Annotated in this window: 27 protein-coding genes; 17 read left to right on the top strand and 10 right to left on the bottom strand. The window is 65.9% G+C overall.

Going from position 1 to position 24,520, the window contains the following annotated elements:
- Positions 1-3 precede the first annotated feature (3 nt).
- Positions 4-807: an alpha/beta fold hydrolase gene (locus WM2015_RS03800; RefSeq protein ID WP_049724796.1), complete on the bottom strand. Its 804-nt coding sequence runs from the start codon at positions 805-807 to the stop codon at positions 4-6.
- A gap of 159 nt (positions 808-966) precedes the next feature.
- Here WM2015_RS03800 and chrA point away from each other — a divergent pair, with 159 nt between their 5' ends.
- The 7 genes from chrA to WM2015_RS03835 all read left to right on the top strand — a co-directional run bounded on the left by chrA (position 967) and on the right by WM2015_RS03835 (position 10,697).
- Positions 967-2,181, top strand: coding sequence for a chromate efflux transporter (chrA, locus tag WM2015_RS03805; protein WP_049724797.1), 1,215 nt, complete (start codon positions 967-969; stop codon positions 2,179-2,181).
- A 185-nt stretch (positions 2,182-2,366) separates the two neighbouring features.
- Positions 2,367-2,780, top strand: a complete 414-nt coding sequence (rnk, locus tag WM2015_RS03810; protein WP_049724798.1) for a nucleoside diphosphate kinase regulator — start codon at positions 2,367-2,369, stop codon at positions 2,778-2,780.
- A 129-nt stretch (positions 2,781-2,909) separates the two neighbouring features.
- Positions 2,910-3,380, top strand: coding sequence for an RrF2 family transcriptional regulator (locus WM2015_RS03815; protein ID WP_049724799.1), 471 nt, complete (start codon positions 2,910-2,912; stop codon positions 3,378-3,380).
- Positions 3,381-3,539: 159 nt separating this feature from the next.
- Entirely contained in the window at positions 3,540-4,700 is a 1,161-nt protein-coding gene (locus tag WM2015_RS03820; protein WP_049724800.1) for an alginate export family protein, read from the top strand.
- Between the two features lie 112 nt (positions 4,701-4,812).
- Positions 4,813-6,939: a cytochrome D1 domain-containing protein gene (locus WM2015_RS03825; RefSeq protein ID WP_049724801.1), complete on the top strand. Its 2,127-nt coding sequence runs from the start codon at positions 4,813-4,815 to the stop codon at positions 6,937-6,939.
- A 105-nt stretch (positions 6,940-7,044) separates the two neighbouring features.
- Positions 7,045-9,228, top strand: a complete 2,184-nt coding sequence (locus WM2015_RS03830; protein ID WP_156200816.1) for a TonB-dependent receptor domain-containing protein — start codon at positions 7,045-7,047, stop codon at positions 9,226-9,228.
- 362 nt (positions 9,229-9,590) lie between these two features.
- Positions 9,591-10,697 (top strand): choice-of-anchor D domain-containing protein, encoded by a 1,107-nt coding sequence (locus tag WM2015_RS03835; protein WP_049724802.1) that lies wholly within the window; start codon positions 9,591-9,593, stop codon positions 10,695-10,697.
- Here the strand turns inward: WM2015_RS03835 and WM2015_RS03840 are convergent.
- Both WM2015_RS03840 and WM2015_RS03845 read right to left on the bottom strand, forming a co-directional pair.
- Positions 10,677-11,477 carry a DODA-type extradiol aromatic ring-opening family dioxygenase gene (locus tag WM2015_RS03840; RefSeq protein WP_049724803.1) on the bottom strand — a complete coding sequence of 267 codons (801 nt, stop codon included), beginning with the start codon at positions 11,475-11,477 and terminating at the stop codon, positions 10,677-10,679. The genes WM2015_RS03835 and WM2015_RS03840 overlap by 21 nt on opposite strands.
- 75 nt (positions 11,478-11,552) lie before the next feature.
- Positions 11,553-11,996, bottom strand: coding sequence for a DoxX family protein (locus WM2015_RS03845; RefSeq protein WP_049724804.1), 444 nt, complete (start codon positions 11,994-11,996; stop codon positions 11,553-11,555).
- Between the two features lie 121 nt (positions 11,997-12,117).
- Here WM2015_RS03845 and WM2015_RS03850 point away from each other — a divergent pair, with 121 nt between their 5' ends.
- A complete protein-coding gene (locus WM2015_RS03850) occupies positions 12,118-13,011 on the top strand; it encodes a LysR family transcriptional regulator (protein WP_049724805.1) in 894 nt (297 codons plus the stop codon).
- A gap of 112 nt (positions 13,012-13,123) precedes the next feature.
- Here the strand turns inward: WM2015_RS03850 and WM2015_RS03855 are convergent, their stop codons facing one another.
- Entirely contained in the window at positions 13,124-13,570 is a 447-nt protein-coding gene (locus WM2015_RS03855; RefSeq protein ID WP_156200818.1) for a hypothetical protein, read from the bottom strand.
- 230 nt (positions 13,571-13,800) lie between these two features.
- On the opposite strand from WM2015_RS03855, the gene WM2015_RS16120 reads away from it, so the two are divergent.
- From WM2015_RS16120 to WM2015_RS03895, 8 genes are all read left to right on the top strand, one after another.
- Complete coding sequence (locus tag WM2015_RS16120; RefSeq protein WP_183971433.1) at positions 13,801-14,097, top strand: hypothetical protein; 297 nt, start codon at positions 13,801-13,803, stop codon at positions 14,095-14,097.
- Between the two features lie 479 nt (positions 14,098-14,576).
- Positions 14,577-14,963, top strand: coding sequence for a GNAT family N-acetyltransferase (locus WM2015_RS03865; protein WP_169751093.1), 387 nt, complete (start codon positions 14,577-14,579; stop codon positions 14,961-14,963).
- 77 nt (positions 14,964-15,040) lie between these two features.
- Positions 15,041-15,361, top strand: coding sequence for a putative quinol monooxygenase (locus WM2015_RS03870; protein ID WP_049724807.1), 321 nt, complete (start codon positions 15,041-15,043; stop codon positions 15,359-15,361).
- Between the two features lie 3 nt (positions 15,362-15,364).
- A complete protein-coding gene (locus WM2015_RS03875; protein ID WP_049724808.1) occupies positions 15,365-15,964 on the top strand; it encodes a LysE family translocator in 600 nt (199 codons plus the stop codon).
- A gap of 159 nt (positions 15,965-16,123) precedes the next feature.
- Positions 16,124-16,567, top strand: coding sequence for a hypothetical protein (locus tag WM2015_RS03880; RefSeq protein ID WP_156200822.1), 444 nt, complete (start codon positions 16,124-16,126; stop codon positions 16,565-16,567).
- A 91-nt stretch (positions 16,568-16,658) separates the two neighbouring features.
- Positions 16,659-16,934, top strand: a complete 276-nt coding sequence (locus WM2015_RS03885; RefSeq protein ID WP_156200824.1) for a hypothetical protein — start codon at positions 16,659-16,661, stop codon at positions 16,932-16,934.
- A 24-nt stretch (positions 16,935-16,958) separates the two neighbouring features.
- Entirely contained in the window at positions 16,959-17,249 is a 291-nt protein-coding gene (locus tag WM2015_RS03890) for a hypothetical protein (protein WP_049724811.1), read from the top strand.
- Positions 17,250-17,253: 4 nt separating this feature from the next.
- Positions 17,254-17,799 (top strand): GNAT family N-acetyltransferase, encoded by a 546-nt coding sequence (locus WM2015_RS03895; RefSeq protein ID WP_049724812.1) that lies wholly within the window; start codon positions 17,254-17,256, stop codon positions 17,797-17,799.
- Positions 17,800-17,811: 12 nt separating this feature from the next.
- Here the strand turns inward: WM2015_RS03895 and WM2015_RS03900 are convergent, their stop codons facing one another.
- The 6 genes from WM2015_RS03900 to WM2015_RS03925 all read right to left on the bottom strand — a co-directional run bounded on the left by WM2015_RS03900 (position 17,812) and on the right by WM2015_RS03925 (position 23,484).
- On the bottom strand, positions 17,812-18,237 hold the full coding sequence (locus tag WM2015_RS03900; RefSeq protein ID WP_049724813.1) for a type II toxin-antitoxin system VapC family toxin: 426 nt from the start codon (positions 18,235-18,237) through the stop codon (positions 17,812-17,814).
- Positions 18,234-18,470, bottom strand: coding sequence for a FitA-like ribbon-helix-helix domain-containing protein (locus tag WM2015_RS03905; protein WP_049724814.1), 237 nt, complete (start codon positions 18,468-18,470; stop codon positions 18,234-18,236). The genes WM2015_RS03900 and WM2015_RS03905 overlap by 4 nt, the downstream gene beginning before the upstream one ends.
- A 69-nt stretch (positions 18,471-18,539) precedes the next feature.
- On the bottom strand, positions 18,540-20,753 hold the full coding sequence (locus tag WM2015_RS03910) for an MtrB/PioB family decaheme-associated outer membrane protein (RefSeq protein ID WP_049724815.1): 2,214 nt from the start codon (positions 20,751-20,753) through the stop codon (positions 18,540-18,542).
- 84 nt (positions 20,754-20,837) lie between these two features.
- The gene (locus WM2015_RS03915; protein ID WP_049724816.1) at positions 20,838-21,809 is read right to left on the bottom strand and encodes a DmsE family decaheme c-type cytochrome; all 972 of its coding nucleotides are present in this window, start codon (positions 21,807-21,809) and stop codon (positions 20,838-20,840) included.
- Positions 21,806-22,174 (bottom strand): cytochrome b5 domain-containing protein, encoded by a 369-nt coding sequence (locus tag WM2015_RS03920; protein ID WP_082169415.1) that lies wholly within the window; start codon positions 22,172-22,174, stop codon positions 21,806-21,808. The genes WM2015_RS03915 and WM2015_RS03920 overlap by 4 nt, the downstream gene beginning before the upstream one ends.
- The gene (locus WM2015_RS03925) at positions 22,171-23,484 is read right to left on the bottom strand and encodes a ferredoxin reductase family protein (protein ID WP_049724817.1); all 1,314 of its coding nucleotides are present in this window, start codon (positions 23,482-23,484) and stop codon (positions 22,171-22,173) included. Before WM2015_RS03925 ends, WM2015_RS03920 begins: the two co-directional genes overlap by 4 nt.
- 352 nt (positions 23,485-23,836) lie before the next feature.
- On the opposite strand from WM2015_RS03925, the gene WM2015_RS03930 reads away from it, so the two are divergent.
- Positions 23,837-24,466, top strand: coding sequence for a M23 family metallopeptidase (locus WM2015_RS03930; RefSeq protein ID WP_049724818.1), 630 nt, complete (start codon positions 23,837-23,839; stop codon positions 24,464-24,466).
- Positions 24,467-24,520 lie beyond the last annotated feature (54 nt).

Raw genomic sequence — 24,520 nt, forward strand, 5'->3', positions numbered from 1 at the left:
GAATCACAGGATCGAGTCGTAGAACTCGCACAGCGCCCGGTTGACGGATTCGGGCTGTTCGGCCGTGGTCATGTGCCCGCTGTCCTCGATCATCACCAGCCGTGAACCCTCGATGCGCTCGTGCATGTGGCGGGCACGGGCCTGAGAAGTGGCCCGGTCCTCGTCGGCGGTGAGGATCAGGGTCGGCAGGCGGATCGCTGCGATTCGATCCAGAATCGAGGTCCTCGACACCACTCCCTTGACTGCCCGGCTGGCGCCGATCTTGTCGTTGGCCGTCACCATCGCCAGCCAGCGCTCGCGCTCTTCGGCGCAGGCCGGGTCGTGGATGAAGCGATCGGAGAACAGCAGATCGAGAATCTTCGGCGCCACCGGCTTCAGGCCGAACAGGCGCGCCATCAGGTTCAACAGGGCGAAGCGCGGACGCTTGCTTTTCCGCTCGGCTTCGGCCGAGGTGTTCATCAGCACCAGGGATTTCAACAGCTCGGGCCGCTTCAGGGCCACGCGCTGGCCGACCATGCCGCCCATCGAGAAGCCGAGCAGATGGACCGGTGCGGCGTCCAGGGATTCGATCAGGGCAATGACATCGTCGGCGAGCGTGTCCAGGTCGTAGCCCGAGCGCGTCACTTCGCTCTCGCCCTGGCCGCGGAAATCCATCCGCACGCAGCGAAAGCGCGATTGCAGTGCCTCCACCTGGGCATCGAACATCCTGTGGGAGAACAGCAGGCCGTGCAGCAGCACGAGGGTTTCGGGGCCGTCGCCGCTTTCGATGACGTTCAGTTGGGCACCGTTGATCGGGCGTTGGGGCATGACGGCTCCTGGGTAAGCGTGCCAGGCGAGTGTACCCGCAAGCGCAGCCTGGCCGCTGCCCCGGGCCGTGCTGGCGGCGGGTAGACTATTCGCCGGGGCCATTGACCCGGCACGCATGACCGGGCGGGCTGCCTCGCCAATAGATCCGAGGGCCAGTCCTTGACCAGAGCACCTGCAACGCCCACGGCCACTGGAAGCGCGGCCGAGGTCTTCCTCGTCTTCCTCAAACTTGGCTTGACCGCCTTCGGTGGGCCCGTCGCGCACATGGGGTATTTCCGCGCCGAACTGGTCGAGCGCCGGACCTGGCTCAGTGATGCGCAGTTCGGGCAGCTGCTGGCCATCAGCCAGCTCCTGCCCGGGCCCGCCAGCAGCCAGCTCGGCTTCTGCCTTGGCCTGTTGCGGGCGGGCTGGCCCGGTGCCGTCGCTGCCTTTGTTGCCTTCACTCTCCCTTCGGCGCTGCTGCTGATTGCCTTTGCCTACGCCCTGCCGCTGGCCTCCGGGCCCGTGGCCGGGGCCGTCCTCGCGGGCCTGAAGCTGGTGGCCGTCGCCGTGGTGGCTGCGGCCGTCTACAGCATGTGGACGAGCCTCTGCACCCAGGCGCGCACACGCGCCATCGCCGTGCTGTCGACGGCGGCCCTGTTGCTGTTGCCCGCGGCCTGGCTCCCGCTGCTGATCATCCCGATCTCGGCCGTCCTCGGTAGCCTGGTCCTTCGCGATCCAGCGTCGGCCGATCGGCGCTCGCGGATCACCTCGGGTCATGGCCGCCGAACGGCGGCGGTGCTGCTGGCGCTGTTCCTCGTGCTGCTGCTGGGCCTGCCGCTGCTGGCGAGTGGCCAGCCGGATCCCCTGTCGGTGGCCGATGCCTTCTATCGCGCCGGTGCCCTGGTCTTCGGGGGCGGCCATGTGGTGCTGCCCCTGCTCGAAGATTCGATGGTCTCGACGGGCTGGGTCCGCATCGAGGATTTCCTGGCCGGCTATGGCGCAGCCCAGGCGGTGCCCGGCCCGCTGTTCTCCTTCTCGGCCTACCTCGGTACCCTGCTGGGGGCCGGCGAGCCGCCGCTGCTGATGGCCGGTCTGGCGCTGATCTTCATGTTTCTGCCGGGCTTTCTGCTGGTGGCCGGTGTGCTGCCTTTCTGGGCGGCACTATCGGACCGGCCCCTCATGCGCCGGGCCATCGCCGGCGTCAACGCGGCGGTGGTCGGTCTGCTCGCCGCCGCCCTCGTCGATCCGGTGTTCACCAGTGCCGTGAGCGGGCTCCCGGACCTGCTGATTGCCTTGCTGGGCTTCCTGGCCCTGGTCTTCGGGCGGCTTTCACCCTTGCTCGTGGTGATCGGCTGCGTCCTCGCCCGGGTCGCGCTGCTCGGCTTGCCTTGATCCAGCGCTCCGCGCTGTGTCCCGGGGCACAAAAGCCGGCGCCTCTGGCGTACAATCGAAGCCGCGCCGCTCGTGCGCGAATTCCCCTCGACATCGAACGGCAGGCGCCTCATCGGTACCTGTCGGCGGCCTTGCAGCGCAAAGTCTTCGGTGACGTAACGACCCCTGAGCAAAGGTGTGGAACCATGACCATCAGACCTGAAATCATGATCTCGTCCCTGGACGAGGATCGCCTGTACAAACTGCTCGAATCCCTGCCCGCCGAACACGCGGCTGCCGCGGATGAGCTGGAGGAGGAGCTGAGCCGCGCCAGGGTGGTCGAGCCACGAGACCTGCCGCCCGGCCGGGTGTCGATGAATTCCACCGTGAAGTTCAGTATCGATTCCACCCGGCAGGACTTCGAGCTGACCCTGGTCTACCCGAAGGATGTCGACCCGGGCGGCACGACCGTCTCGATTCTGGCGCCCGTCGGTAGCGCTTTGCTCGGGCTGTCGGTCGGGGATGAAATCGAATGGCCGAAACCGGGCGGCGGCACCGTGAAAGTGAGGATCACCGAGGTGGTCTATCAACCCGAGCGAGCCGGCGACCTGCAACGCTGATTCAGTTGATGGGCCTCCGGGTCCTGTTGCCGGTGTCCGTCAAGGTGACTTGGCGGGCGCTGGTGTATGCTGATCCGCTAATGTGGCTTTGCGCGACATGATTCGAGCCTCTGGAGACCCGCGTCCCTCATGCGTCTGACCCAATTCACCGACTACTCCTTGCGCGTTCTGATCTACCTGGCGCTCAACCCGGAACGACGTTGTCGGATCCGTGACATCGCTTCGGCCTACGGTGTGTCGCACAATCATCTGATGAAGGTCGTGCAGAAGCTGGTGGCCAGTGGCTATGTCGATACGGTCCGGGGCGCGGGTGGCGGACTGATGCTGCGGAAGTCGCCCGACAAGATCAATCTGGCGGAGTTGGTCGAGGCCATGGAACCGGACTTCGGCCTGGTTGAATGCCTTCGACCGGACAACCAGTGCATCATCACCGGGCCCTGCCGCCTGCCCGGCCTTCTGCGCCGTGCGACGGAGGCGTTCCTGGACGTGCTCCGCACCCAGTCCCTTGCCGATTTCCTCGCCGAGCCCGAGCGCAAGCGCATGACCGAGGCGCTTCGAGCCGGTGCGGGCACGATCGATCTGAAACTCCAGGTCGACTGAGCGCGACGCTCGTCTGGATCCCCGATGTGGAATTTGACATGCATCAATCGCCTGATAAGATGCATATGAAATGCTTCATCTGTCTCCGGTCGAGGGTCGAACGTGAAGCGCTGCAATCCGACAGTCTGCAAAGGTAGAGCGGCCAGTCTCGGCGGTCTGTTGCTGTTTTTCTACTGCGGTGCAGTGTGGGCCGACCCCGGACCGTGGTTCGGCGACCTTCGCTATCGCTACGAGTTCGTGGACGAAGCGGCATTCGCCGAGCAGGCCCACGCGTCCACGCTGCGAACCCGCCTGGGTCTGAAGACCGACCGATATCGAGGCTTCGAAGCGCTGGTCGAGGGCTCGAACGTGCTGGCCCTGGGCTTCGACGATTACAACGCCGGCGCCGGGTCCACGCCCGACCGCAGCGAGTATCCCATCGTTGCGGACGCTGAAGACACCCGCCTGTCACGGGCATGGCTGGCCTGGTCGAATGACGCCGGAACCCGGATTCAGCTCGGTCGGCAGCGCATCAAGCTCGACAACGATCGCTTCATCGGTAACGTCGGCTGGCGCCAGAACGAGCAGACCTACGATGGCCTGAGCCTGCGCCATGAGCGCGGCGATTGGTCGCTGTTCTACGCCTGGGTCGCTGGCGTCAACCGTATCTTCGACTCCGAAGTCGACGCCGGTCGTCACGACCATCAGAGTCAGCTGCTCAACATCGGGCGCCAGCTGGCCGCCGATCATCGGCTGGTCGGCTACGTCTATGACATCGACGACCGTGACCAGCCAGGTCTGTCCAACCGCACGGTCGGGGTTCGCTACCTTGGTGCGGCTCGGCTGGCCGGCTTGACCCTGGGTTGGCAGGCCGAAGTGGCCCACCAGACCGAGACGGGCCGCGCTCCGGTCGACTACAACGCCGACTACCTGCATCTGCAGCTGACCGAGGGCGCCCGCGAGAGCTTTCGCCCGCGCCTTGGCTATGAGCGCCTCGGTGGCAATCGCGACCCCGGACTGGCCTTTCGCACGCCGCTGGCGACCCTGCATGCCTTCAATGGCTGGGCCGATCGCTTCCTTGTCACACCAGATCGAGGGCTCGAAGACGTCTACCTCGGCGTCCTGGGCCAGCGAGGTCGTCTCACCTGGCAGGTGATGGCCCACCAGTTCCACAACGAGCAGGGCGGCTCGCGCCTGGGCCGGGAAATCGACGCCAGCTTGTCCTGGCGCCTGGCCGAGCGAAGCCAGGTGTTGATCAAAGGGGCTCGCTTCGAATCCTCCAGCCATGGATTGCGCGATGCCACCAAGCTCTGGGCGCAGTTGAGCTACGCCTGGCCCTGAGAGACGACATATCAAACAAGTACCACGGATCGAGGGGCTCGAGCATCCATCCGACGATCCGCCCAGCAACCCACAGGATGCAAGCAAGTTTCATACGAATGGGAGTCCAACCATGATCGGTTCCAGAAGATTTCAGCGATTCGCGCGCCTGAAGACGCTCGGCGGCATTGCCCTGTTGACCTGCGCATTGCCCGTCGCGGCCCAGCAGGCGGAAGTCCATCAGGCTGAAACGGCCCGCGGCATGGCCACCGGCTCGGAGCCGTCCGAGGCCGCCTACCAGGTCAACTGCGGCGCTTGTCACCAGGCGACAGGTCAGGGCCTGCGCGGGGCCTTTCCGCCGCTGGCCGGCAACGCCCGGGTGATCGGCGACCCGATGCGCGTGGTCACGATCGCGCTCGAGGGCCTGACCGGCGAGCTCGAGGTCGACGGCGTGACCTACAACGCCGTCATGCCGCCGATGCAGCATCTGAGCGACACCGACATCGCCGGTGCCGTCAACCACATCATGAGCGCCTGGGGCAACGAAGGTGAGTTCGTCAGCGTGGAGCAGGTGGCCGAAGCGCGTACCCGGCTCGGTCAGACCGATCCCGCCGAAGGCCAGCGCCACCCGGGCGTGACCGAAGGCCAGATGCAGTATCAGGGCACTCCATCCACGGTGCCGCCGGGTCAGATGATCACGACGCCGGGTGCGCCGGACATCAGCGAGGCGGAGTTTGCCCAGTCGCAGCAGATCTACTTCGAGCGCTGCGCTGGCTGCCACGGCGTGCTCCGCCAGGGGGCGACGGGCAAGCCGCTGACCCCCGAGATCACCCAGGAGAAGGGCACCGCCTACCTCGAAGCACTGATCAACTACGGCTCCCCCGCCGGCATGCCCAACTGGGGCAGTTCCGGTGAGCTGAGCATGGACGAGATCAATGCCATGGCGCGCTTCCTGCAGCACGAGCCGCCGGCGCCGCCGGAGTTCGGCATGCCGGAGATGATGGAGACCTGGAACCTGATCGTCCCGGTCGAAGATCGTCCGACCGAGCCGCAAAGCGAGCGCAACATCAACAACTTCTTCGCCGTGACCCTGCGTGACGCTGGCCAGGTGGCGCTGATCGACGGTGACAACTACGAGATCGCCGCCATCATCGAGACCGGCTACGCCGTGCACATTTCGCGTACCTCCAGCACCGGTCGCTACATCTATACCATCGGGCGCGACGGAAAGATCGACCTGATCGACCTCTACTTCGAGACCCCGACCAAGGTCGCCGAGATCAAGATCGGTCTGGAAGCGCGCTCGGTCGAGAGTTCCAAGTACCCGGGCTACGAGGACGAGATCGCCATTGCCGGGGCCTACTGGCCGCCTCAGTACGTGTTGATGGACGGACTGACCCTGGAGCCGCGCCGCATCGTCTCGACCCGCGGCATGACCGTCGACACGCAGGAATATCACCCGGAACCCCGCGTGGCCGCCATCGTGTCCTCGCACCAGCATCCCGAGTTCATCGTCAACGTCAAGGAAACGGGCCAGATCCTGCTGGTCAACTACTCGGATCTGGAGCACCTCCAGGTCACGACCATCGACGCCGCTCGCTTCCTGCATGACGGCGGCTGGGATCGCAGTCAGCGCTATTTCATGACCGCGGCCAACGAGTCGGACCGCATCGCCGTGGTCGATGCTCTGGATCGCGAGCTCGAAGCCCTGATCCCGGTCGAGCGCATCCCCCATCCGGGTCGTGGCGCCAATATCGAGCATCCCGAATTCGGGCCGGTCTGGATCACCAGCGCGCTGGGCAACGACAACATCACCCTGATCGGTACGGATCCCGAGAACCATCCCGACCACGCCTGGCAGGTGGTCGACGTGCTCGAGGGGCAGGGCGGTGGTTCGCTGTTCGTCAAGAGCCACCCCGCCTCGAGCAACCTCTGGGTGGATACGCCGCTCAATCCCGACCCGGCCATCAGCCAGTCGATCGCGGTGTTCGACATCAACAACCTCGAAGCCGGCTACGAAGTGCTGCCGATCGCCGAGTGGGCCGACCTCGGCCCGGGTCCGAAGCGGGTCGTCCAGCCCGAATACAACGAGGCAGGCGATGAAGTCTGGTTCTCGGTCTGGAGCGGCATGGAAGAAGAATCGGCGATTGTCGTCGTCGATGACCGCACGCGGACGCTGAAGCACGTCATTAAGGGTGATTTCATGATCACCCCGACGGGCAAGTTCAACGTCAACAACACCGTGCACGAAGTCTACTGAGCTGAACCCTTGGCTCAGCCCGGCAGGACAGATCGTCCTGCCGGGTTTTCTTTTCCATTGTCCCGATCCGGAAATGGCCATGACCCGACGCGAGGAATCGATTCGATGAGATCTGCAATGCTGCTGGGAATGACCCTGCTGCTGAGCGCGATCCCGACCACCACGGTCCGGGCCCAGCACAGCGACAGCTCGGAAGAGGAAGCGCTGGCCCTCGATGCCCTGACCGTGGTGGCCCATCGTCAGCCGCGCAGCCTGTCCGAGGTCGCCGGTACGGTGACGGTCATCGGTGCGAGCCGGATCGAGCAGGAGCTGGCCTTCGACGTCCGCGACCTGGTCCGCTACGAACCCGGCGTCGAGGTCGACGGCGGCGGCACGCGCTTCGGAGCCGGCGGCTTCCGCATCCGCGGCGTCGGCGGCAACCGCACGGCGGTGGTCGTCGACGGCGTGCCCCTTTCCAATCGATTCGCGGTCGGCAACTACGCCGATTCCGGACGAGGCCTGCTGGAGCTGGGTCTGGTCGAGCGGGTCGAGCTCCTGCGCGGCCCGGCCTCGACCCTGTACGGCAGCAAGGCTCTGGGCGGTGTCGTCAGCCTGAACCTCCTCGACGCCGAGGACCTGCTCTACGGCGAGGACCAGGCGATGCGCTACGAGCTCGCCGGCAGCAGCGCCGATGATCGCTGGCGAAGCACGGCCGCGCTGGCGGCTCGTCGCGGCGATGTCAGCGGCCTGCTGGCCGCCACCCATCAACAGGCCCGGCAGATCGAAGTGGCCGCTCGACCGGTCACTGTGCCCGAAGATCGCCTCGATCGGACCCAGCAGTCCGTGCTGCTGCGCCTGGCCGGGGACTTCGACGCCGGCCGCCTGCGACTGAGCTTCGATGCCCTCAGGGACGAGCGCGACAGCGACCTGCGCGCGCTGCTGGGCCAGGGCCGCTTCCGGACCACGACCGAACTCTTCGGCGACGACCGCAACGAGCGCTGGCGTCTGTTGCTCGACCAGGATCTCGCGCCGGGTCCGGTCTGGGAGCGCGGCCAGTGGCGCCTCTGGCACCAGGTGTCGGACATCCGGCAGGACAGCTTCGAGGCACGGCCCCTGGCCCGCACGCCCGTCGATCTGTTCCGCCGCTTCGATTTCCGCGAGACGAGCCAGGGCGCGGCCATCGACCTCGAGACGTCATTCGACCTGTTCGGTCTCGATCAACGCCTGGGCTACGGCATGGAGCTGATCCGGTCCGATCTGCGCCAGTCCCGCGATGCCCTGGAGACCGTCATCGCGACCGGAGAGAGCCGTCCGGTCGTGCTCGGCGAGCACTTTCCGCTACGCGATTTTCCGCTCACCGAACTGACCGAGTTCGGTGCCTACCTGCACGACGAGATCCGCCTGTGGCGCGGTGGGCCGACGCTGAGCCCGGGCCTGCGCTTCGAGTACTACGAGCTCGATAGCCAGGGCGATCCGGTCTACGAGCAGGCCTTCCCGGACACCCCACTGACCGATCTGGACAGCACCGCCTGGACGCCCAAACTGGGCCTGGTCTGGCCGCTCGGCTCGGGCGCCGAAGTCTTCGCCCAGTACGCCCGCGGCTTTCGGTCACCGCCGTTCTCGGACGTCAACATCGGCCTCGATATTCCGCAGTTCGGCATTCGCGCGATCCCCAACCCCGATCTGGAGCCCGAGCGCGGCCGAACGCTCGAAGCCGGCGTTCGCTGGCGGGGCGCCTCCACGCGCCTGGATCTGGCCGTGTTCCGTAACCAGTACCAGGACTTCATCTCCACCCGGGCCCTGGTCGGCGTCGACCCCGATGGCATCCTGCTGTTCCAGTCCATCAATCGCGACCGGGTCCGCATCGAAGGCGCCGAGCTGCGCGCCCGGCAGCAGATCGGCGACGATTTCGGCCTCAGTCTGGCCGCCGAGTGGATGCGCGGCGAAGATCAGTCCGACGGCCGTTCCCTGCCGGACCTGAGCCCGCCCCAGGCGATCGTGTCGCTGGACTACACGCCGAGCCCGGTCTGGCGTTTCCTGCTGGCCGGGACCTTCACCCGCGATCAGCGTCGGTTGCTGGATGAAGCGGGCGATCCCCTGTTCGCGGCCCCGGCCTCGGCCGTGTTCGATCTGCTGGGGCAGTGGTCGCCCTGGCCGGATCTATCGATCAGCGCCGGCCTGTTCAACATCGACGATCGTCAGACCTGGACCCACGCCAACGTCCTGGGCCGACCGGCTGACGACCCGACCCTGCCGCTGCTCGCCGACCCCGGCCGGCACGCGCGGCTCATGCTACGCTGGCTGCACTGAGCGAGCGCGGCCGGTCACTCGATCCGCAAGGGGACCCACCGCTGTCCGAACCGCCCGAGCATGCAACGAGCCGGTTGCCGAGGCGGCCCTCGCCGGTCTGAAGCTGGTCGCCGTCGCAGTGGTTGCCGCGGCGGTCTACAGCATGTGGATCAGCCTGTGTACGAACCCGCGCAGCCGGGCCATCGCGCTGCTCTCGGCCGCCCTGCGTCGACAGCCGGGTGGTCGATCTGCGCCTGGCTCTCTCCGGCCCAGGCCATTGACCGCCTGGTGCGCCGGGTGTATGTTCGAGCCACTAAAGGGGCCAACCGGCCGGTTGGCGGCCCTGGTGCCGTGTCCGGCCTACTGCCTTGGAGGGCGTGGTCATGGACTCGATTGCGCTGACCGTCGATCGGGCGTGTTGCATCGTCCTGGTGCTCTGTCTGTCCTGTGCTGCCGCATCGGTGACGGCGCAGGTGTCGGTTTTTCCCTCGAGCCTGAATTTCGGCACCGTCGAGGTCGGTCAGAGCTCGGTTGCTCAGACGGTCAACGTCGAAAACACCTCCGGTAGCCCGCTGGCCATCACTTTCGTCGAAGCCGCCGTCGCGCCCTTCGCTCTGGTCAACAGCAGCTGCCCGACCCTGCCCATCACCCTGCAGCCTTTTGATGAATGCAGCTTCAGCTACAGCTTTTCACCCGCCTCGCAGGGGAGCTTCACCGAAGCCCTTGACGTTTTCTGGCAGGCCGGGCCCGGTCAGTCAGGCTCGGTCCAGATCAATCTGAGCGGGCAGGGTGTCGAACCCACCCTGATCGTGCTGCCGGCCTCCGGCGCGCTGAACTTCGGCGATGTCGCGATCGGCCAGACCAGTCCGGTCCAGACCTTCACCCTCGACAACGCCAGCACCCCGGACGTGCATGTCAGTGCCATCCAGCACCCCGGCTCGCCGTTTGCGCACGTTGGCGGCAGCTGCCCCCTGCCGCCGTTCACGCTGACCTCGATCCAGTCCTGCACGCTGGATTACCGGTTCGCGCCGACCCAGGCCGGCCTGCAGACGGACTCGGTGCTGGTCGCCGCCAATATTCCGGCCGGCTCGCTCAATCTCCTGGTCAGTGGCAACGGCCTAGCCGGAACGGCTCCCGAACTGTCGATCGTTCCCGGCCTGGTCGATTTCGGCCCGGTTCAGATCGGAGCGGTGAGTTCGGCGATCGTCGTGGATTTCGAGAACATCGGCACGGCCAATCTCAACGTGGCATTGATCGATTCGGTCAATCCACCCTTCTTCATCCTGAGCAATGGCTGCGGCGGCCCGCCCTTCGATCTGGCTCCGGGCAGCAGCTGCCAGATCAGCTACACCTTCGCGCCGGCCAGCGGCGGACCCGCCAGCCAGGTGCTGAGTGTCGCCTCCAACGACCCCGCGCCGGGCGGCCACACCTTGACCCTGAGCGGGCTTGCAGTGACCGATGCCCTGTTCTCAGATCGATTCGAGTTCTGAGGGCGGCAGCCGACCGAACACGAAGGCATCCATGCTCAATACCCGATGCGTCATTCCTCCATCCAGCAGGGTGCCGGGGCCGTTCTGCCCCGCTGCCGCCGCCACCACCAGCGGCCAGTAGTGCTCTGGCGTCGGGTGTGCGCGCTGCGCCTGCGGGGCCATGATCAGTGCATCGCGCAGGGCATCCCGGTCGCCCCGCGCCACCGCGGCCCGGATCCAGTCCGTGAATTCCTTGGCGTAGGCGAACTTCTGCGTACCCAGAAACACGTCGCGCAGATTGTGGGTCAGGCTGCCCGAGCCGATGATCAGGATATTGTCATCGGCCAGTGGGGCCAGGAGAAGTCCCAGGGCTTCGGCGCCGGGCCCGTCCAGATCATGGGGCAGGGAGACCTGGACCACGGGCACATCGGCGTCGGCGTACAGGTGCAGCAGTGGCACCCAGGCGCCGTGGTCCAGGCCACGGTGCGGGTCGAGGCGGGTCGGCCAGCCGGCCCCATTCAGCTGCTCGACGATCTGCCGCGCCAGCGCAGGCTCACCCGGCGCGGGGTAGCGCAGTTCGTAGAGCGCATCGTCGAAACCGCGAAAGTCATGGATCGTCTCGGGCCGCGCCGCGCCGGTCACCCGAACGCCCTGGCTCTGCCAGTGCGCCGAAACCATGACGATGGCGCGCGGGCGGGGCAGGGTCTGGCCCAGCTGTCTCAGCAGCGGGCCGACCTGGCCGGCTTCCAGAGCGAAGGTCGGGGCGCCGTGGGAAACGAACAGGCTGGGTAGCGTGCGCATGAGGTGCTCCTTGAGCGACGAAAATGAAGGGGCCGGGGCGAGGGGCCGCCCCGGCCGGTTGGCCTCGATGGTCTGTCAGGCCTCGCGGCTGAGCTGTCGGTCGATGGAGGCCGCGCCGCCGCCGCTGATGACCAGGGCCACCATCATGGCGAACAGGGCCAGGGCGAATTCGTAGCCGTTGTTCGACATGAACAGGCCGTTCTGGAAGTGCACCGTAAAGATCGCGACGAGCATGGTGATGGCCAGGCCGAAGGCGGCCGGGCGGACCAGGACGCCCAGGATCAGGGCGATGCCGCCGAAGAACTCGGCGCCGCCGGCGAGGGCGGCCATGAGCACGCCCGGCGACAGGCCGATCGAGTCCATCCAGCCGCCCGTGCCTTCCAGGCCGTAGCCGCCGAACCAGCCGAACAGTTTCTGTGCGCCATGGGCGAAGAAGATGATGCCGGCGACCAGGCGCAGGGCCAGCGGGGCCCAGCTGGGCGGGGTGCTGAGTACGTTCTTGACGATCGAGTTTTTCATGGAGTGCTCCTTGAGAGGTTGATTGAAAGCGGTCTACCGATGTGTCGAGGATCATCGTATGGATTCCCCTCTTCGGGATAAATGGCTTGAAACGGCATTGACTGTTTCGTAAATTGCAACAATGGACCGATTCCAGCAGATGCAGGTGTTCTCCACCGTGGTCGAGGTCGGCAGCTTCGCCGGCGCGGCCGAGGCCCTCGAGCTTTCGCCCGCCGCCGTCTCCCGCCAGATCGCTGCCCTGGAAACGCGTCTGGGTGTCCGGCTGCTCCAGCGCACCACCCGCCGCCTGTCCCTGACCCCCGAAGGCGAAGTCTTCCTGGAACGCGCCCGCCAGCTCCTCGAATCCCTGTCCGAAGCCGAGGCCGAGATCAGCGAGCACAGCGTCGAAGTCATGGGCCGCCTGCGCATCAACGCGCCGGTCAGTTACGGCCTGACCCATCTGGCCCCACTCTGGGGCGGTTTCCTCGAACAGCATCCCCGGTTGAAGCTGGATATCACCCTGTCCGACCGCAGCGTCGATCTGGTCGAGGAGGGCTACGACCTGGCCATCCGCATCGGCAAGCTCGGCGACTCGAGCCTGATCGCCAGGCGCCTGGCGACCACGCGCCTGGTGTTGTGCGCCTCACCGGACTATCTGCAACGCCATGGGCGTCCCGAAGCGCCAAAGGACCTGGTCGAGCATCGGATCTGGTCCTACAGCTATTTCCGCCTCGGCGACGAGTGGCGCTTCGACGGGCCGGAGGGAGAGGTGAGCGTCCGATTGCGACCGGTGCTGCATTCGAACAATGGCGATACCTGTCGAATGGGGGCCGTGCAGGGGCATGCGGTGGTGCTGCAGCCCGGGTTTCTGGTGGAGGGCGATTTGAAGGAAGGGCGCCTGGTGGAGTTGTTGCCGGACTACAGGGCGGGGGAGCTGGGGGTGTTTGCCTTGTATCCGTCCAGGCGGCATGTAGCGCCGAAGCTGCGGTTGATGGTGGAGTACCTGACGGGGGCATTGGGCGGCCGGGTGTGCTGATGGGCGTCCCTGGCCGTTGTCCCTGGCCGTTCATCCCTGGCTGGTATGGCTTCACAAGAAAGAAGCCCCGCAATCGCGGGGCCTCCGAAGGCTCTTGAATCTGCTGAAGCGATTACCGATGTTGCTCGGCGGGCGTCAGGATGAATTCGTCCACCCATGCTTCGAAAGAAGATCGGGCTGGATCGAAGCTGCCAATCTGGCCGATGTCTCCCTGAAGGAACGACATGACCGAGCAGGCTTCAGCATCACAAGTGGCGACCGTGCATTCGGTTTCTCCGCAGTTCATGGTTCCCCGGCTGAAAAGCGGCCGATTGGACGAGGCCGCGGAGTCAAGGCGAGCTTGGTCGTCCCGAACGCTGTTCACTTCGCTTTCGGAGTAGAAGCCAACCAGGGTGCAGCCGCCTTCACGGCAGTAGTAAACGACGCACTGCGTAGCGTTGCAGGTTTCGATCGTGCAACCTGCCGTGCAGTCCAATCCAGTCTCGGCGCCAGCCTGTCCCGAAAGCAAGGGCGCTATCGAAAAGAGTGCGGCTGTAAAGTGCGGCTTCAATAAGTCCATCAATTCCTGCTCCTGTCCTTGGGTCTGAGCAGCCAAAAGTCCTGAATAGTTAATTTCCTAATAGATATTTACGAAAATAAACACATCAAGGAATGCGACAAAAGTCGATCGAGCGTTGCCACAAAGAAACGGAGGCATCCGCTCTCGAACGAGGGCCGCGATGCCGGTGCGGTTATTGCCTTTGGTGGTAAGCTTGGGCGGGTTGGCGCTTGACTGGGAGAGATGGCCGATTGCTTGGCCTCGAGCGCCATTGGTTCGATCTGAATCTCGGGAGCGCTTCAATGGAAATTCTTGGAATGATCATCGTGGTTGCCGGTGGCCTGTTGCTGCTGGTGGCCGCCATCTGGTTTCTGGTCGTGGCCTTCCAGGAGCACATCCTGTGGGGGTTGGGCTGTCTGCTTCTTCCCTTCGTGTCGCTGGTCTTTCTGGTGATGCATTGGGACAAGGCCGGCCGACCGTTTCTCTATCAACTGGCCGGTTGGGCGATCCTTCTGCTTGGCTCGTTTCTGGCCGGGCCAGAGCTCTGATCGATGAGAACCATGTCCAGAAGCCCCAGGTGCTTGTCGGGATTTTGAACAGGGGGCAAGCGCAGTCCCCCGACGAGCAGGTGCTCGGGCGTTCTCCTTGTCGCGCACGGATGTGATGGCCCACGTGGAGTCCGAGTACGGAGCCGACCCGGCACGACGCAGCTATTTCGGTTATTCGGTCAGCAGCACCTTCGGTAGCTACTGGAGTTCGTGTGGATCGAATCCGCCGACCATGGCTTCGCCTTTCCGAAGTCGGAAATACATGGTCTGTACTGGTGGGTCGGGGTCGAGAATGATTGAACTTTTGCCGTCCGGAGGCGCTGATTCTTCAGTGCGTGCCAAGCATGGCGACCTGGATGGCTAAGGTCGCTGTTCGACGGTTCGACGGCGGCGATTGGCGACTGTACCGTGCTCTGAGGCTTCGCTCGCTGCGGGAAGCGCCAGACGTCTTCGGCTCTACCTTCAAACGGGAGGCGGGCTTGTCCGACGCGGACTGGCGGTCCCGCCTCGAGAAAGCCTCGCCATCTCTGGACTTGCCCCTGGTGGCCGAACGGGAAGGCAAGCCCGTTGGCCTGGCCTGGGGCAAGGTGTTTCCTGGCGAGAAGGATCGAGCGTATCTGTTCCAGATGTGGGTGGCAGCCGAATTCCGCGGACAGGGTATCGGTCGCCGGCTTCTCCAGTACGTTCTGAGCTGGGCTGCCGATCTTCGCGTTGAATGGGTCGAGTTGACCGTGATGATCGGCAACGCGCCGGCCACCCGGCTGTACCATGACCTGGGCTTCCGACCCGAGGGTGATCTCGAGCCCCTTCGAGAAGGTTCGGACCAACGGGTCCAGCGCCTGTGTCTGCCACTGGGGAATCCCTGACGCCGTTCTGACCGCGCAGGACAGAAGGGTAGTCGCTTCGTTGCCCGATCAATCCCAACAGACGAGGGGGAAAGCGAATGTTCATTGCTGTCTATGAATTCGACGTCAAGGAAGGCCGCGAATCTGCCTTTCGAGCCGCCTGGGTGGAAGTCACCGAGGCGATCTACGCCCAGTGCGGCAGCCTGGGCTCCAGGCTTCACAGCACGAATAGACCGAACATCTTCGTCGGCTACGCCCAGTGGCCCAGCCGGGCGCAGTGGGAAAAGGACCATGTGCTGCTTGGCGAAGGCTACGAGCGGGCTCGCGCCACCATGCGCGACTGCCTCGTGTCGTCGAAGACGATTCACGAGCTGGAGGTCTGTGATGACTACCTGCAGTCGGAAGCGGCGGAGCGCTGATCCATGGCCGAAGCCGTCCTGGCCCTGATTTCGGCGACCGCCCTGCTGCTGGGGTCGCCCGGCCCGGCGCCGCTGGCCCTCGCCGGCACCAGTGCGGCCTTCGGGGTTCGGCGAGGGCTGCCGTTCCTGTTCGGCATCCTGGTCGGGCTTTCCGTCGCTATCCTGGGTGCGAGCCTGGGGCTCGCTGCCTTGTTTCAGGCCTATCCGCCTGCCCGCCAGATCGTGCAGGGCCTGGGTGCCGCCTACATCGCCTACGTCGCCTTCAAGATCGCCACGGCGCCCGTGGTGCAGGGCGATGACGGCCGGGAGAATGCCGCGCCGCGCTTTATCGACGGCTTCATTCTCAACCTGCTCAATCCCAAGGCCTACGCAGCCTTTCTCGCCCTCTTCTCCCAGTTCCTGCTGCCGCTCGCGGAGCCAGGTACCGCCTTCTTGGCCACAGCGATCGTCTGCCTGCTCGTGGCCACCGTCGTCGATGTCGCCTGGCTGCTCCTTGGGGGAATCATTGGCCCTCTGTTGAAGCGACCCAGGTCTGCGCGGATGCTGCGGGTGCTGTTCGCGGTGCTGATGGTGGCGGCGTTGCTTTGGGCCATCCTGCAGTGAAGTCAGGAGCAGGAATGATCACTGAGAAGCCTGCCTACTGCGTACTCGGGCAGGGCGCCCGAAAGCTGACGGACTGTCAGGTATTCGAGCAGTGCGTGCCCAGGTGGCAATACGCTAAGGTAGAGGCGTTGGTGTCACGAAGCCTATGGAGGGATTTTGATGAACAGGAAACTGTTGATGTTTTCGTGCTTGCTGGCACTGGTGGCCTGCGCGCCGGCACCCAGCAACACTCGCGAGCCGTCTGCTGCTGCAAGTGCAGAATTTTCCGTCACCGGTGCCGAAGAACTGGTCCTGGCGGTGGTGATGAGCAAGGTCGAAGTCCTGGACGTCTCGGAGACAGACGCTGCCGGTGAGGGCACGTTGAGCTTCTCGATGAGCGAAATGGATGGCAGGGGCATCATGATGTCCATCCAGAGCCAGCTCCCGCAGACCGTCAAGTTCGATCTCTACATGGTGGACGCTCAGGGGAAGCGGCACTACACCAGCAGCTGTCCCGTGATGGCCGGCGGCGGGCTGTATGAAATGTGGCCGCATCCCATTCCCCGAATCATCGTGACCAATCTTCGAGTGCTGGAGGACGGCGAAAGCATGGTCTGCAGGTAGCAGGTCGGCTCGGCGAGGACGGTCGGATCCTCGACACCGAAGCGTTCATTCCTTTTGCTATGCTGCAAGCCCGTTCAGCGGAGATTTCACCATGAAAAGGCGCTCTGATCGATCCATCGGCATGAAGTTGCTCAACGCAATGATGGCCCTGCTGCTGCTGGGCTCCGCCTGCTTCATGCTGATCGTGGGCCTGCACGTCATCGCGATCAGCGCCCTGCTGGTGTCCGTCGCCGGTCTGGCCACGCCGGTCATCCTGTCCGGCGAGGGCATCGTCGACATGATTTCAGGCTTCTTCGAAGCGATCCTGGAAGGCCTGCTGGCGATCGTCGAAGGCATCACCGAGTTCTTCTCCGGGCTGTTCTCCTGATCGTCACCCAGATCCAAGTCCGACATGAGTGACTCGAAACCCCTGATGGTCAACTGTGGGGAGCACGGCGAGCGCCTTGCGGCCGTGCTCTGTCGGCACCTGCTGCTTCGGGATGCCGGCCCCCTGGGCTTTATCGAGAACAGCAGCGACCCGGAGGACCTGCAGGCCTGGTGCTACGACTGCGAGGATGTTTTCGAGCGCGAAGGCGGCATGACCGAGGCCTTTCAGGATTTCAATGACCTCGCCATCGTCTGCGTTGACTGCTACGCAGCCGCCAAGCGACGTCACACGATGGGCCAGGAGACCCTGAATTGATCCCATGGCATCGGACCGAAGTCCTTCTCCGCCGCGCGTCCTGATTGACCCTACGCCTCGTTACGAGGCGAGTTACCTGCGCTACCTCGACGAACTCGGGCAAGAGGAGCGCTACCCGTTTCCGCTGGATTTCGACGCCTCGGATTTTTCGGCCCTCCTGGTGCGTCTGGACGATCTACGCGCGGGGCGAAATCTGCCCGAGGGTCGAGTGCCGAGCTCCACCTACTGGCTGGTCGAGGGCGACGAGATCATCGGCGTGTCCAACCTGCGCCATGCGCTGAACGAGGCCATTCGCGAGGTCGGTGGCCACATCGGCCTGGGCGTTCGCCCGTCACGACGGGGCGAGGGTCTGGGTTCGGAGCTGATGGCGCTGACCATCGGCCGGGCCTGGCAGCGAGGCATGGCGGAGCTGTACATCCACTGCTATCGGGACAATGCGGCTTCAGCGCGCATGATTCGGGCCAACGGCGGTCAACTGCATTCGGAGATTGAAGTGGGCCAGCCCCCACGGATCGTTCAGCGCTATCGAGTGGGTAAGGGGTGTGGCTGAGCCCGCCCGGGATCAGGCTCGACCAGGGTCTTGCAGCGGCTCCTGCGGCGGAAGCAGGAAACGACACAGGGGCCCGCTCGCCTTCGCCAGTCGCCGGTCCAGCGTGGCCAACTCGCAGTCAAGCGCTTCGGCCAGGGCCACGTAATTGGCATCGTAAGCGGTCAGATTGTGGCGCAGAGCCCAGACCCGGTCTGCCAGGGGTTCGTAGTCGAACAGGGTCATGGGGAGCGCGCAGAGCGTATGGTGGGCCAGGGAGGCTGCCGTCGCGTCCAGGTCGCCGGCCAGCTCCGCCCGGCGCAGAATGTTGGCGGTTTCCACCGGGAGAATCTGCGGGCCGCAGAGGCTGGCGCTGCTCAATAGTTGCTCGGCCCATTGTCCTGCGGGGCCGCTGTCGACCAGGGCGGCGACCAGCACGCTGGCGTCGAGAACGCGCTTCAACGTCGATCCTGGTCGCGTAACTCGATGATGCGCTCTGCGTCCAGCTGAATCGGGTTGGCTCGCTTGCGCTCATGAATCTGCCGCAGCAGGTCGCTCCGGTCGGGGCGATCGGCCAGTTCGATCAGCCGCGCTCTGAGATAGCTCTGCAGGGACTGGCCGGCGCTGGCCGCGCGGGCCGCCAGCCGATCGCGGGCTTGCTCGGGGACGTCTCGAATGGTGATGTTCTTGCTCATGACCGCAATATGCGGTCACTGCATGCGAAATGCAAGCGTTCGCCGGCGGACGGTGAGCGGGCGACCGGGTCAGTTCCCTCTGCCCAGCTGCCACTGCAAGGACATGCCGATCACATGAACGGTTTCGTCGGGGCTGGCTTCGCCGGGCAGGAGGATGTTGGCCAGCTGGTCGACGGCGACGCCGTCGATGGCCCAGTCGCGGCTGGCGAAGTCCTCGCGCCAGTAGCGCAGACGTCCGATCAGTCGCGGCGTGAAGGTCCAGCTCGCTTGCAGGGCGAGGGTGCTCAGTCGGGTGCGCAGTTCCGGCAGGGCTTCGGCGCTCAGGGCGGCGCCGACCACGGTGTCGATGGTGCCGCTGGAGCGGGCTAGGACCCAGTCGGCCTTGAGCTGCAGACGGTCCTGTAGCCAGCGATGTTCGGCGCTGAGGCCGGCGACCCGGGCTCGATCGTCGTGCTCGACCTGCCAGGCTCGCCCCGGGTCGGCCAGATCGGCTTCGGTGAAGATCGACCCCCGGAAGCTGAAGCCGGACTGCTCGAGGCGCTGACGGTCCCAGCTGGCGAAGGCGCTGAGTGCGGTGGCCGGGGTGAATTGCCAGCGCAGGTGGCCGTGCAGCTGGTCGACGCGGGCTTCGCGCAGGCCGAACTCACCACCGTGGAAGTCCTGCACCCGCCGTGCCGCCTCGAAGCCCAGGGTCCAGGCGCTGGCCGGCTGCAGCTGAAGGGTCGCCGCCAGGCGATGTTCGCGGCGGTCGGCCAGGTGGTACTGGCGCAGCGTGGGCAGGTTTTCCCAGACCCGGCTCTGCGATTCCAGCCAGGCCGGGTCGTGGCTGGCAATGAAACCGGCACCGCCCTCGTAGGCGGACCCGCCGCGATCGGACCAGGTCATGCTCAGTGACCCTTCGGCCCGCGGTCCCAGTGTCTGTCGGAGCAGGGCTTCGAGGTCGATCCGCTCGGTTCGCGCGCGCGCGGTCAGGCTGCGCTCGGTTCGCCTCAGTCGGGCGCCCAGGCGGCTGCGGGTGGTGGAGTTCCAGCGACTGTCGAGTTTCAGACCCAGCGACAGGTCCCGATAGTCGTAGGGCAGGTTGAAGCGTGTGGCGCTGGAGACCGGGTCGGGGTCCTGACGCTCGGAATCCCCGCCGATGCCGACCAGGCGCAGGCGTGGCGTGTGATTGTCGCGGTCGTCGAGACGGCCGCTGGCGCTCCAGCGATGGCGCTCGCCCAGGCGGCCGTTGAGCCGCAGATTGAGCGTGGTGGTATCGACCCGGCCGTCCAGGCTGGCTCGCGGCAGCGGCTGGGTGATGGACTCGGCCAGTACCGGGTTGGCCGTGTAGGGCAGAAAGGGTTCGTCCTGGCTCATGCGGCCGACGCCCAGGTCGGCCAGCAGGTCGACCTGGCCGGGCAGGCGCCAGCGCGTGGCTAGGCGGAGCTGATGGAACTGGTTATCGGGTGGACCGGCGAGCTCGCCGCGCCCGGTCGGATAGCCCGAGCCTTCGGCCCAGCCGCCGATCGTCGAGAACGGGTTGTCGAAGGCGATGCCCGGCTGGTCGTTGCTGAACAGGGAGGCGTGGTAGCCGAGCAGCCACTGGCGGCCGGGTCGGCTCCAGCTGGCCTCGGCGTCGACGCTGTGGGTGCGGTAGTCGATCGGCGCCGGCAGGAAGGCGGCGCGGGGGTTGCCGCCGCTGTTGCCGAACAGTCCGGCCACGGTTCCCAGGCCCTCGCGTCGCTCTTCCCGGACGCCGGCGCTGAGCTGCCAGCCGCGATCGAGCTGCAGGCGACCGCTCAGGGACCGACGATCGCGGGTCTGATGGGGATCGATCGCCTGCAGGCTGGGCAGCAGCTGGCTGAAGGTGTCGGTGGTGGTGCCGGCCTGCCAGTCCGGCGGCAGCACCAGGCGGTCCCCGTCGCGGCGATGGATGCTCTGGAGCGGTGCTCGCCGGTCACTGAATCGGCGCTGATCGAACTGCAGGCGAACGCGGCCGGGCTGGCTCAGGCGGGCCGAGATCAGGCGTTGGCCGCGACCGCTCTCCAGGCTGCCATCGATGATCAGCAGGGCGCTGGTCCAGCCGTCGTCAGCGCCGGCTGCCGGGCGCCTGAGCCAGTCCAGGCCAAGCAGGCCGAACAGCCCGTCATCGTCCAGGCCCCGGTAGCGCCCGAAGCGCGAATCCTCGTCGCTGACATGGCCCAGGCCGACTTCGATGATGGCGCTGCCGGTGTCGTCGGCCTGGCCGGCGGGTCGGTCGGCGCCGACGGCCGTTGCCGTGCCGACGATCAGGGTGGCGGTCAAGGCCAGCCGGGCAAGCCCTTGGCCCGCTGGGCTTGCGGCGCGTGGGCGGAGGACGATAGGGGTCACGATGCGCATCATCGCCACTCAGCGGGTCTGGCCGACGCCGGACGGGTGGTTCGAGCCATGCACCTGGACGTGGCAGTTCATGCAGTCCCGACCCAGTAGCGATTGACTGCCGGACGGACGCGTTTCCCCCGGCAGGCCGCTGCCGCTGAGCGCCGTCGAGGGATGGAATTGCGCCATGTGGCAGTTCTGGCAGAGAAAGGGCGTGCGCTGGGTCAGAAGGCCGCGGTGCAGCGCCCCGTGCGGTTCGTGGCACAGGCCGCAGTCTTCCTGCACCGGTTGGTGCTCCCAGAGGAAAGGGCCGCGCTTTTCCGCATGGCAGTCATAGCAGGTCTCGTTGGCGGTGAAGCGGTGCAGATCCGCCGGTCCGGTGCCGCCGTGCGGGTTGTGACAGTCGCTGCACAGCAGCTGACCCTCGCGCACGGGGTGGACGAAGGGGCGGTGGATCTCCGCGCGCTGCTCCGTATGACAGCTCAAGCACTGTTCGACCTGCAGGCGCGGGTCCAGGGCGGCATCGCGAATCGTATGGGCCTGGTGGCAGCTGGCACAGGACAACTCGGATCGATGATGCGGGCTGCCCGACCAGTGGAACAGCGCCGACTCGGCGTGGCAGCTGCTGCAGACGCGATTCTGCTCATCGGCCGGCGCGGCCGCCGAGCCGCTGAAAACGATGTCCGGATGCGCGCCACCGATCGAGGCCGGCAGGCGCGCGTGTTCGAGGCTGGCGCCATGGCAGGCGATGCAAGCATCCGAACCGCTGCCGCTCAGGCTGGCGTGCGCGCCGTGCTGAACGTCGAGCAGCGGGTCGTCCGGGCGGCCATGGCAGATCAGGCAATTCGCGGTCTCGGCTGACTGCGCGCCGCCGGGTGCAGCGGTTGCCGTGGCGCTGTCCTGGTCCTGACCGGCCAGGTCGGGCAGTGCGAACAGCAGCAGGCCGACCACGGCCAGCTGGCAGGCGGTCGCGATCCGATGTCCGACCCGGCGCGCCCTCATTCTGCCAGACGCCCGATCCGATAGCGTTCGGCCAGGGTCCAGGCGGCCTCCGAGTGATCGCGGCCGTAGCCCTTGGTGCGCATGCCTTCGGTGGCTTCCCGGCCGCACCAGGGCGCCAGCACCGTCGGCGGGGTCGGATGGGCGGGCACGTAGTCGGTGAAGTCGTAGACCACACCCTCGATGGCCATCCAGCAATCGTCCAGGCTCGCGTGCTCGGCCACCTCGGCGAGGGTGTAGGTCGCTTCGGACGCCGCCGGGTCCGACTCGGCCTCTGTCGACTCGCCGCCGTCCAGTGCGGCCAGTGCCGCGATGGTGCCGGCGCTGGCCCAGAAGGCGATGAACAGGGCAAAGGTGAGCTTCTTCATAGCAGTTCGAACTCCTCGGTGTGGATTCGGGCGCGGTCGATGCCGGCATCGCGCAGATGGGATTGGACCAGGTGATTGAGGGGCAGCGGCCCGCAGATCCAGGCCTCGCGTCGGGCCAGATCGGGGACTTGCCGGTTCAGGAACTCGCGGCTGATCGGGCCTTCGCGATAGAACATGTGGACCACCAGCCGAACGCCCTCGAGGCGCTGGGCCAGGGCTTCGAGTTCGGCCTTGAACAGCATGCGCGTATCGTCCTGCACCGCGAACACCAGCACGACGTCGACGTCGGCATTCTGACGATCGAGGTGGCGCAAGCGGGCAAGGAAGGGCGTGATGCCGATGCCTCCGGCCACCCAGAGTTGTGGTTCATGATCCGGTGTCCGCGGGTCGAAGAAACGGCCGTAGGGGCCTTCGATGCTGACTTCGCTGCCGGGTGTGATCGTCTGGATGGCGTGGCTGGCGTCGCCGAGGTCCTTGATGGCGATGCGCAGCTCGTGCTCCAGCGGCGAGGAGGAGAGCGTGTAGGGGTGTTCCTCGTTGCAGCCGGCGGCCAGGTCCGGATCGTGTGGGGTCAGGTAGACGAAATTGCCGGCCTGGTAGCGAAGCCGTCGCTGCAACGGCTTCAGGGTCAGTTCCACCACATTGTTCGAGACCGGCTCGACCAGTTCGACGCGGTGACGAAGGCGCGCGCGGCGACGGGAGAACAGAAAGCGCCATAGCAGGCCGGACACCGCCAGCAGCGATAGCCCTCCCCAGATGACGAGGTCACTGGAGCCCGGCAGACTGCGGCTGAACAGGGCCGTGTGGACCAGGGCCAGGACGATCGCCGGGCCGGCCAGCGCGTGCACACGCTTCCAGCGCTCGTAGCGCGGCCGCCCGAAGAAGGCGAAGCTCGGCGCCAGGAAGACCATCATCAGAGCCAGCGCCAGCCATCCGGCCCAGCTCGCCAGATCGCCCAGCGGCGGGAACAACAGCGCTGCAGCGAATTCGACGCCGAAGGGGCCCCGGGCCAGGGCCAGAAGGATCGGGTGGGCCAGCAGCAGCATCAGGCTGGCCGCGCCCAGCAGGTGATGCGTATGCCACAGCTTGGTCAGGCCGCCGAAGGGCTGGTCGAAGCCCGGCACCCGCGCGCTCAGCGCACCGGCCAGCAGCAGAAACACCAGGCCCAGCACGCCGGCGAGTCGTCCGAAGAGGTTGAGCACGGCTGCCGGGCTGGCCAGGTCGGACGTGCCGATGCCGGCGACGAACAACGCCAGGGGCAGCAACGCCAGTCCCCAGACCCCGGTCCTGGCGGCACGCGCACTGATCATTCGGAAAGACTCCCAAGCTGGCCCCTGCAGGGAATATAGCAAATCCCATATTCGTTTCAACTGATGCAACGCCCGCCACGGGCGACCTTGTCAACCCGAGCCGATCGCCTGCTTGCTCGCCGCTTGCGCCCCCTCCGACACGGCTTCCAGTTCGCTGGCGGAGCGCACGCCGCCGAAGCCGTCGACCTGCCGGCTTATCGGCTGCAGCGCTGAGGCGTTGCTGGTATGGACAGGGCTCGGAGTCTTCGCGTCTCGCTGCCCGAAGCTTTCCTGGCCACCCAGCCTTCGCGGGTGGCCAGGCTGCCAGCGGTCTTGATAGGCTGATACTCGAATTCGAAGGATCGAGTCTTGAATGGAACTCAGCGTGGGCACGCTCATCGGTCAAGCCCTGAAGTATCCGGTTCTGGTGCTCTGCATGGTCGGTGCCATTCCGGCACTGCATGCCGATCCGATCGAATCGGTCCTCGCCCATCCGCCGGTGGATGCCATCTTCACCTGCAGCGAGCACTTCGATGGCCAGTTCCAGAGCCTGGGGGATGCCTTGGGCGCCGATTGCATCGTCATGCGACTGGAGACCGAGGATGAGCGTACCTGGGTGAGGCCCTATCGAGATCAGGGGCTCGAGAACGAGGACTGGTATGGCTGGCGCCAGCCCCTGTTCTCGCCTTGCGATTGCACGGTCACGGCGGTGCATATCAACGAGACGACGAATGTGCCGGGCCGGATGACGCCCGGGCGCGCGAGCTCGATCCGCCTTCAGACCGACAATGGCACGAACTTCGTGCTGGCGCACCTCCGGGAAGTCGAGGTCGAGGTGGGCGATCGTGTCCAGGCCGGCCAGGTGATTGCCCGAATCGGGAATAACGGCTACAGCCGGAGTCCGCATCTGCATATCGGAGCGTGGCGGGGCGAAACGCCCCTGCAGATCCGCTTCGACCAGCGCAAGATGCGACTCCCACCGGAGTTCCGCGAGCAGGACTGAGGTCGAGCTTTCGTCCCTTCCTCCTGCTGCGGTGTGGAGCATCGGGGCGGCTTT

Origin of the sequence: Wenzhouxiangella marina (assembly GCF_001187785.1) — a bacterium.
GTDB lineage: Bacteria > Pseudomonadota > Gammaproteobacteria > Xanthomonadales > Wenzhouxiangellaceae > Wenzhouxiangella > Wenzhouxiangella marina.